Below are 8256 nucleotides of genomic sequence, written 5' to 3'. Positions count from 1 at the left end.
GGTGCAGCGCTTGGCGCGCTGCACCGCGCACCACCGGCAGGAAGAAGGAGGCCTCGATGGCAGTGGAGCGCACGCGCACGGTGGCGGTGCGGCTGACGCCTGAGGAGCACGCGGCGTGGGAGGCGGCGGCGGCTTCGGCGGGGCGGGGGCGGTTGGGTGCGTGGGTGCGCGATGAGGTGAACGCGCGGCTGGAGCAGGGTGTGGATGCGGGTGCCGTGCGGGCCCGGGGTGGGCGTGCAGTGCGGACGTCGAAGGAGACGTCTGCGGGTGCGCCGGGTGGTGCACCGGGTGGGGTGGGTCTGGGCGTGGACATGGAGCTGGCGGAGGTGCTGGCGCGCTCGTCGGTGCTGCGCGGTGAGCTCTCGCGGGTGGCGAACAACTTGAACCAGGCGGTGCACGCGGTGCACGTGCACGGGGTGCAGTCGGGGGTGCTGGCGCAGCTGCGGGCGGCGGTGGTGGAGGTGCGTGCGGTGATGACGCTGGTGCAGCAGCGGGTGGCGGCAGCGGGTGCCTCAGCTAGTGCCGCAAGGGGTGGTGCCGGCACGTCGAGGGGGGCTGCGGTGGCCGCGGCGGCGAAGGCGAAACGGGCGCCGCGGCGGGTGGCACCGGCGACGCCGAGCGCGCCGTTCGGCACACCGCTGAGTGCACCGTCGAGCGCTCCCTCACATGCGCCGTCGGGCACGCCGGGGCCGGGGGATCGCCCCGTGCAGCGGCCGGGGCAGCAGCCGGTGAACCCGTGGCTGCGCGAGGGCGAGCGCGATGCTGGGCGCAGCGGTGGACGCGATGCCGGGCGCGGTGGTGCGGGTGGTGGTGCGCGGTGATCGCGAAGATCACCCGGGGGGAGCGGGCCGGGGATCTGGCCGCGTACCTGCACGGGCCGGGCACCAAGGAGGAGCACGTGTACGCCGGCCGGTCAGGTGGTGCGGTCATCGGCGGCAACGTGTGCCTGGACGGCAGCCGCGACGGCACCACGTGGGCGTGGATCCTGAGCGACGCAGCGCGCACCCGCCCGGACATCACCCGCCCGATCTGGCACGCCTCGCTGCGCTGCGCACCGGGCGACCGCACGCTCAGCGATGAGGAGTGGGCGGAAGCGGCGGCGGTGTTCGCCGAGGCGATGGGCTTCGTGGACGCCATCGGCTCGGACGTGCCGTGGGAGCAGCGCGCCACGCAGCCGTGGGTGGTGGTGCGCCACGGCGCCGACCATGTGCACCTGGCCGTGTCCCGGGTGGGCTTCGACGGGCGCGTCTGGCACGCCCGCAACGACTACCGGGCGGCGCAGGCGGCGTGCGTGCAGCTGGAGCAGCTGTACGGGCTCACCGTCGCGCCGAGGGTGTCGAGCAAGGACACGCAGCGCACCGCTGATCACCAGCTCAGCGCGGGGGAGTGGCGGCGCGGGCAGCGCACCGGGGCGGCCCCGGAGCGGGTGCAGCTGGCCGAGCGGGTGCGCGCCGCGGTCGACGCCGCAGCGGGTGCGGGACGCGAGGGTTTCGAGGCCGCGCTGGAGCGCGCGGGCGTGGGCTACCGCGCCAACCAGGCCGCGAACGGGCGGGTCAGCGGGTACTCCTTCACCCTGCCCGGACACATCGATCAGGCGGGGGAGGCGGTGTGGTTCCGTGCCTCGCAGCTGGACCGTGCGCTGTCGTGGTCGAAGGTCGCCCCCGTGCTTCAGACGCCCGTGGCGGCGCCGGCGGTGGTGGTGCCGAAGAAGGCGCTGGAGTCCAAGGCGCGGCACGAGCGGCGCACCGAGCAGGCGCAGGCCGAAGCGGTCGCGCAGCAGCAGACGCAGCGCCTGGACGCGCTGCCGACGGTGGTCGCCGCCCGCGTGCAGGGCGACGACGCGTGGTGGCGGGCGCGCCGGCGTGGTGGTGAGGAAGCGGGCGCGGCCATCGCCCAGCGTGGGCGACTGGAGAAGCAGGTGGACTTCATGCACCGGCTGCACCAGGACGCCTTGGAGCACCAGCGCCGCCAGGGCCTCACCCCGGGCCGGGGGCAGGCGCAGGACGCGACCAAGGCAGCCGCCCAGACTGCGCAGGCAAGCTCGAATCGCACGGTCAACGACCGCTCACGCGGTGCTGGGCGCGATGCCGGACTCGGCCGCTGAGCAGGTGATGCAGCGGACTGCTCGCAGATCACGCGGTGCCGAGAGCCGGGCTCACTGGTCACTCTGTTCTCTACCGTCGCGCCCGGTCCTGGCGGTGCAGGTCAGGTCCTGGCCAGGGGCGTTTGGGCTGCGCCCGTGCGACATCCGCTGGGCAATCACCCGTGCTGCGAGGAATTCGTGCGGTGGTGAGCAGGCGCATGCGGCGTTGCCCGCCCCGCGTTGACCTTGTGGTGCTGCGCGCTCAGCACCTGGCGCAGATTGGCCGCGACTGGGTCGCAGACCAGCAGCTGAGCCAGGTCGCGGACCTTCACGTTGCGGTCCTGGCTCAGGGTGGCCATGACGGCGAAGGCCTCCTCGATCCCGCAACTTAGCCAGCCGGCGACCAGCCCCTTGGCCTGCTCGATCGGGGCGCGGCTGCTCATCGCGATGCGCAGGTTCTCCGCGATCAAGCGTTCCTGCTCCACGCGCTGCTGAGTGGCCACGACCGCGGCGGCGATCGTGGCCACGTTCAATGCGAAATCGAGCTCGTCGGCGCTGCCGAAGGCATCGCGGTGCGGGCTGTAGAGGCTCAGCACCCCGGCGACCTGGCCGTTCAGCGTGCCGTTGGCGGTGGCGTCCACCATCACGGGTACCGCCAGCATGCTGCGGGCCGGGGCCGCGTGGGCCGCTAGTTGTGCGGCCAGGGCTGGCCAACGCGGATCGTCGCTGAGGTCCTCGGTGAGCACGGGCACGCGGTGGTGGTAAGCGTCGATGCTGGGACCCTGACCGCTGGCGTGCTGCGCACCGTCCATCTGTTGGGCGCTGCACGAATCGGCCGCGACGTGATCCGGATGCAGTGGATCGCCCAGCAGCATGCTGCACCAGTGCGCTGCGCCGATCGCGTGCTGCACCACGCGGACCAGACGGGCTAGCACCTGGTGCGTGCTGATCTCCTGACCGGGCAGCTGTGCCAGCTGTACCAGTGCCTGCAGCACATCAGCATCAGCATCGGCTTTAGCGGCGCGGTGCACCTGTCCGCTGGGCATGGCAGATCCCGACGCTGGAATCCCCGACGCTGGCCGACGGCTTGCCGGCTGACTCACAACGGCTCCTTGATCGTCGCGGCCCGCTGTTGGATGCCGCGTGAGGATGCTATGAGACTTCTCAAGGAGTGCTGCACCGCCGTGGTGAGCTCTACGCCGGCCTAAGCGAGCACCTGAGCTGCCCTAAGACCCATAGAGAAAGCTCTTCCCTAGATCGAGCGGGTCTCCCCGGCGCGGTCGTGGTAGGCGGCGCGCACGTCCCCGGCCGAGGCGGTGCGCACGCGCTCGGCGAGGTCGTGCACCTGCTCGACGTCCGCGTCCACCATCGACTCCGGGACCTCCGCGAGGATCAGGCGGACCTGCCGCTCGACCTCGGCGCGGTGCTCGTCGGTGCGGGCGGCGGTGGCCACGTCGCGCAGCATGCGCAGCAGCGCGGCGAGCACGGTGGGTTCGTGCTCGCCGTAGCGGCGCACCTGCCCGCACACCAGGTCCAGGTAGTAGCGCAGGTCCCGGTCGGGCACGACGGCCCGCGCGGCGCCGTCGTCGTCCTCGTGGACGGTGGGGCCCAGCTGCTTGCCGGTCAGGCGCACCAGCAGGTCGGCGGTGTGCCCGATGCAGTGCGCGGCCGTGACCGGGTCGTTGATGCCGGGGGAGAGGGCCTTGACGGCGATGTCGGTGAGCTGGCGGAACCCGAAGGCGGAGTCCTGCTCGATGGTGCGCTCGTAGCCGAGGGCCACCGCGCCGCGCACCCGCTCGGCCAGCGCGTCCCGTCCCCGCTTGTCCAGCCCGGGCGCCCACGCGGTGGCCAGGGGGGAACCGGTGACGACGTGGTCGCCCGGGCGCGCCTCGATCCACACGAGCGCGTCGTGCTCGCGCGCGGCGTCCACGAGGGCCTCGACGTCCACGACGCGCACGAACCCGCTGCGGGTGGCGGGGATGCCGGTGCCCGCGGTCCAGTCCGCGTCCAGGTCGTCCGGGGTGCGGCGCTGGGGGTCGTCCAGGGAGGGGTAGAACGCGTCGATCGCCGTCAGGGCCTCGTCGTGGACGGTGAGCATCATCGTGTCCACCCGCAGCAGGCGCGTGAGGTGGTTGATGAAGCCCAGCACCGCCGCCATCGAGGCGATGCCCAGGACGAACGCGACGAACATCGCCGCCGCCGGCGGGGGCTGGTCCGGGTGCATCCCGCGCAGCACCGTCAGGGAGAACACGAACGTGGCGACCAGCACCGCCAGGACGGCCTTCGTCCACGGGTCGCGCATGAAGTCGCGCAGCAGGCGCGGGGAGAACTGCTGCGAGGCCAGCTGCAGGGCCACGACGGTGAGGGAGAACGTCATCGAGATGACGCTGATGGAGGCGCCCGCGATGGCCTGCAGCATCGTGGTGGCACCGTCCGTGCCGCCCGGCCAGGCCAGGCGCGAGAGCAGCGAGGACTCTCGCGGGCGCAGCTGCGCCAGGACCAGCGCCGCGGTCAGCGCCACCGCGCCGGCCGCCCCCGGCCACAACCACACCTTCGCCCCGGACCGCTCGACGTGCTTGGTGCTGCTCCTGCTGCTGGTGCCCACGTCCGTCACCTACCCCGATCGGGCGCGGAGATCACCGCAGCTGTGGGGCCAGTGGCGGACGTCGGTGACGCGCGAGGTGCAGTGTGCGGCGTGCGCTCAAGTCGTCGATCCGTGCTTCGGCACCTCGCACCACACCTGCGTGCACCCCGGCAGCTGGTGCCAGCCCCACTGCCGGCTCAACTCGTTCAGCAGCACGACTGCCTCGTCGGCCACGTCGACGCTCACCGGCCCGGCCAGGTCGACCAGGACGGTGAGGCGGTCGGGGTGCTCGTGCACTGTCAGGGCCAAGACCTGGTGCACGCGCCCGCCGACGGCCATCAGCTCCGCTGCTGCCTGCACCAGGTCGTCAGCGCGCTCCTCGTCCAAGCCGCTCTGCTGGGCGTACAGGCTCAGGAAGCGCCGCGCCTGTGCGAACGCGTCAGCGTCCGGCGCCAACCTGAGGTGAACCTCGTCTGCGGCATCTGGGTCAGGACTCACAGTGGATCTCTTCCTGAGTGCGGGGTGGGTGTACTTCGGTATCCGACACCTTCCGGGTGCCACCCGGCGCGGCGCGCTCTGATCACGCCGATGCAGGCACCCCGCCCCGTGCCGATCCTCATCGCTGATCAGCCAGTTCATTGGCGCTCAGCGCCCGGTAGAGCGTGGCACGCGAGACGCCGACCGCGGCTGCGGCCCTACCCACCGAGTGCTGCCCGTCGGCCAGCAGCGCCCTCGCCGCGGCCAGCTTGGCCGGGGTCATCAGCGCCGGCCTGCCTCCACGTCGGCCGCGGGCGGCGGCGGCCTGCAGCCCGGCGGCGGTGCGCTCACGCAGCAGGTCGCGCTCGAACTCCCCCAGCGCCCCGAAGAGGTGCAGCACCAGGCGGCCGGTGGCGGTGGTGGTGTCGATGGACTCTGTCAGGGACTTAAAGCCCACTCCCCTGCTGTCCAGGTCGTCGATGAGCTGCAGGAGGTGGCGAAGGGAGCGGGCCAGGCGGTCCAGGCGCCAGACGACGAGGACGTCGCCGGGTCCGAGGCGGGCCAAGACGTCGTCCAGGGCGGGGCGGGCCGCGAGGGCGCCGGAGGCGGTGTCGGTCCAGACCCGGTAGCAGCCGGCCGCGGTCAGGGCGTCGTGCTGCAGGGCGGGGTCCTGCGCGGTGGTGGACACGCGGGCGTAGCCGAGCAGGTGGCCGGGGCGCTGAACGGTCTGTGAGTCGGTCGAGCGGGTGGGTGAGGTGGCGGGCACAGCCGGGACCGTCTCAGAAAGCACCGACCGGCCGCTGGTGAGACGCCAGTTGTGGACACGGGTTTTGAGACGGCGTGTCGCGGCCCGGCAGCTCCTTCCCCGCGGTGTCTCAGAAACGGTCGTTAGGAAGACGGTGGGCATGTGGGAGAGGCGGGAGGCTGGAAGTCAATGGGCCACCTCGTCTTGTAGGTGAAGCAAACGCCAGCCAGGTCCGCGCCCGTCAAATCTGCACTGGTCAAATCTGTGCCATGCAGGTTGGTGCCATTCAGGTATGCGCCTCGCAGATTCGCGCTAGCCAGGTCTGCGTCGATCAAGGACGCGCCACCTAGGTTTGCCAGCCTCAAGTCCGCGCCGGTCAAGTCTACGTCGGTCAGTGTCGCCCTACCCAGGTCCGCAGCGACTAGGTCCGTACAGGGCTCCCCTGACTGTGGCGCGCACCCAAGATCGAGCCCAGCCAGGTTCGCATCCTCCAGGTTCAGTTCCTGGAAAGGCTTGGGGCTCTGGCGCTGCCCTGACCGTTCACGCACGAAGCGCAAGTTCTCCAAGACCTCCTGCCGTTCCGCCTGCCGGGCTTCTACCCGCTCCTGCCGTGCGGCGCTGCGGGCATCGATGCCCACGGCGAGGAGGGTGAGAAGCGCCCCTATCCCTAAGTCGCGGATGATCTCTGTCCGGTTGGTACGCCATACCGCCCCTAGGCGCCTTCGCAGGCTCGGCGGGTCAGGCGTCGGCGGGTCAGGCGTCGGCGGGTCAGGCGTCGGCGGGTCAGGCGTCGGCGGGTCAGGCGTCGGCGGGTCAGGCGTCGGCGGGTCAGGCGTCGGCGTAGACACCGGCAAAGCTTGTCGCGCGTGCCGGTGTCCGTCAGCAAGTTGGCTCAACACGGCGTGGCGACTACTCGACTGGTCGACTACTCGACAAGGTGACCGGTGTGCACACCATCGCCATCGCAAACCACAAGGGCGGGGTCGGCAAGACGACCACGGCCGTCAACCTGGCCGCCGGCCTCGCGCGCCGGGGTCACCGCACCCTGCTGGTGGACGTGGACGCCCAGGCCCACGCCACATTCTGGTTCGTGGACGACCCTGAGGACGTGGAAGCGGACCTCCAGGACGTGGTGACCGGGCGGGTGGACTTCGCCAAGGCCGTCCGGCCCACCCGCATCGACGGCCTGGACCTGCTGCCCGCCACCCTGGCGTTGGCCCAGCTGGAGGTGCAGCTGGTCTCCATGACCCGCCGTGAGGACCGCGTGGCCCGCGCCCTGGCCCCGGCCCGAGAGGGCTACGAGTACGTGGTGCTGGACCTGGCGCCGAGCCTGTCGCTGGTGAGCCTGGCCGCCCTGGTGGCCGCGGACTCGATCATCGCCCCTGTCAGCGCCACCAAGCTGGCCGTCTCCGGCCTGGGCGCCTTCCTGGGGTGGACGGAGGACTTCCGAGCGGAGGGGGTCATCACCGCCCCCCTGCTGGGGGTGCTGGTGACGATGACGGACACCCGCACGCGGGTGACGCGGGAGGTCCAGGACGCCCTGGCAGGCAGCGGGCTGCCCATCTACGCCGCGACCATCCCCCGGCGGGTGGCCGCCGAGGACCAGGTGGGCGAGCGGCTGGTGGCAGGCGACGCGGGCACCAGTGGTGACCTGTCCAGCGCCTACGACGCCTTCACGGCCGAGGTCATCGCGCAGACCAGCGGGGCGCAGGGCGCTGAGGCGCAAGCATGAGTCCACGTAAGGCCGTCAGCGCCACCGACATGCTGAGCACCGCCCGCCGTGGCGCCTCCCGTTCCTCGGCGCCGTCGGCGCCGTCGGCGGCACCCCTGGGGACAGTCGAGCCCAGCAGCATCGACACGGCCCCCCTGTGGGACGACGGCGAGCAAGCACCCCAGCACGAAGGAACTCAGCGGGCAACTGGTGAACTAGTCGACAAGTCCGCTAGTTCACCAGTCAACATGTCGGCTAGTGGAGTACTCTCCCCGCCGCGCGCCACCTACGCCAAGGTGGCCGTGTCGCTGACCCCTGAGCTGCGGCGATGGGTCAAGACGACGCCCGCCAGCCTCGGCCTGGAAGGGGTGTCCTCCTCAGACCTGGTGCGCCTGGCGCTGACGCGGCTACGCCAGGACGTGGACGGGGGACTGCCGCTGGCAGACCTGCTGATCGCCCAGGCGCACGAGGAGGCCCGGCAGTTGACCGGGCGTCGCAACCGGGGGATGCCCACGCGCGAGCAGTGAGTCCACGACGACCTGACGTGGACACCGAGCCGGGGGGGGGGGGGGGGGGGCCCCGCCGGCCCCCCCCCGCCCCGGCCGGGGCGCGCGCGCGCCGCCCCCCCCCCCCCGCCCCCGCCCCCCCCCCCCTCA

9 protein-coding genes are annotated in these 8256 nt (G+C 72.2%); 4 read left to right on the top strand and 5 right to left on the bottom strand.

Going from position 1 to position 8256, the window contains the following annotated elements:
• Both mobC and ACRYR8_RS20425 read left to right on the top strand, forming a co-directional pair.
• The coding region (mobC, locus tag ACRYR8_RS20430; RefSeq protein ID WP_432486195.1) for a plasmid mobilization relaxosome protein MobC at positions 1 to 821 on the top strand (821 nt) is incomplete at its 5' end.
• Entirely contained in the window at positions 818 to 2104 is a 1287-nt protein-coding gene (locus tag ACRYR8_RS20425) for a relaxase/mobilization nuclease domain-containing protein (protein WP_432486082.1), read from the top strand. The genes mobC and ACRYR8_RS20425, both read left to right, overlap by 4 nt.
• 155 nt (positions 2105 to 2259) lie before the next feature.
• On the opposite strand, the gene ACRYR8_RS20420 is transcribed toward ACRYR8_RS20425, so the two are convergent.
• The 5 genes from ACRYR8_RS20420 to ACRYR8_RS20400 all read right to left on the bottom strand — a co-directional run bounded on the left by ACRYR8_RS20420 (position 2260) and on the right by ACRYR8_RS20400 (position 6437).
• On the bottom strand, positions 2260 to 3129 hold the full coding sequence (locus ACRYR8_RS20420; protein WP_432486083.1) for a GAF and ANTAR domain-containing protein: 870 nt from the start codon (positions 3127 to 3129) through the stop codon (positions 2260 to 2262).
• Between the two features lie 206 nt (positions 3130 to 3335).
• On the bottom strand, positions 3336 to 4688 hold the full coding sequence (locus tag ACRYR8_RS20415; protein WP_432486084.1) for a DUF2254 domain-containing protein: 1353 nt from the start codon (positions 4686 to 4688) through the stop codon (positions 3336 to 3338).
• A gap of 96 nt (positions 4689 to 4784) precedes the next feature.
• Complete coding sequence (locus ACRYR8_RS20410) at positions 4785 to 5123, bottom strand: ATP-binding protein (protein WP_432486085.1); 339 nt, start codon at positions 5121 to 5123, stop codon at positions 4785 to 4787.
• A gap of 160 nt (positions 5124 to 5283) precedes the next feature.
• Entirely contained in the window at positions 5284 to 5910 is a 627-nt protein-coding gene (locus ACRYR8_RS20405; RefSeq protein ID WP_432486086.1) for a recombinase family protein, read from the bottom strand.
• Positions 5911 to 6032: 122 nt separating this feature from the next.
• Positions 6033 to 6437: a pentapeptide repeat-containing protein gene (locus ACRYR8_RS20400; RefSeq protein ID WP_432486196.1), complete on the bottom strand. Its 405-nt coding sequence runs from the start codon at positions 6435 to 6437 to the stop codon at positions 6033 to 6035.
• Between the two features lie 398 nt (positions 6438 to 6835).
• Between ACRYR8_RS20400 and ACRYR8_RS20395 the strand changes: the two genes are divergently transcribed.
• Together ACRYR8_RS20395 and ACRYR8_RS20390 are read left to right on the top strand one after the other, a co-directional pair.
• A complete protein-coding gene (locus ACRYR8_RS20395; protein ID WP_432486088.1) occupies positions 6836 to 7621 on the top strand; it encodes a ParA family protein in 786 nt (261 codons plus the stop codon).
• Positions 7622 to 7902: 281 nt separating this feature from the next.
• Positions 7903 to 8127 (top strand): hypothetical protein, encoded by a 225-nt coding sequence (locus ACRYR8_RS20390; protein ID WP_432486089.1) that lies wholly within the window; start codon positions 7903 to 7905, stop codon positions 8125 to 8127.
• The last annotated feature ends 129 nt before the right edge of the window (positions 8128 to 8256 follow it).

Origin of the sequence: Kineococcus esterisolvens (genome assembly GCF_050871405.1) — a bacterium.
GTDB lineage: Bacteria > Actinomycetota > Actinomycetes > Actinomycetales > Kineococcaceae > Kineococcus.
The sequence above is the reverse complement of the archived record's forward strand: the minus strand, read 5'-3'. Positions and strand labels throughout refer to the sequence as shown.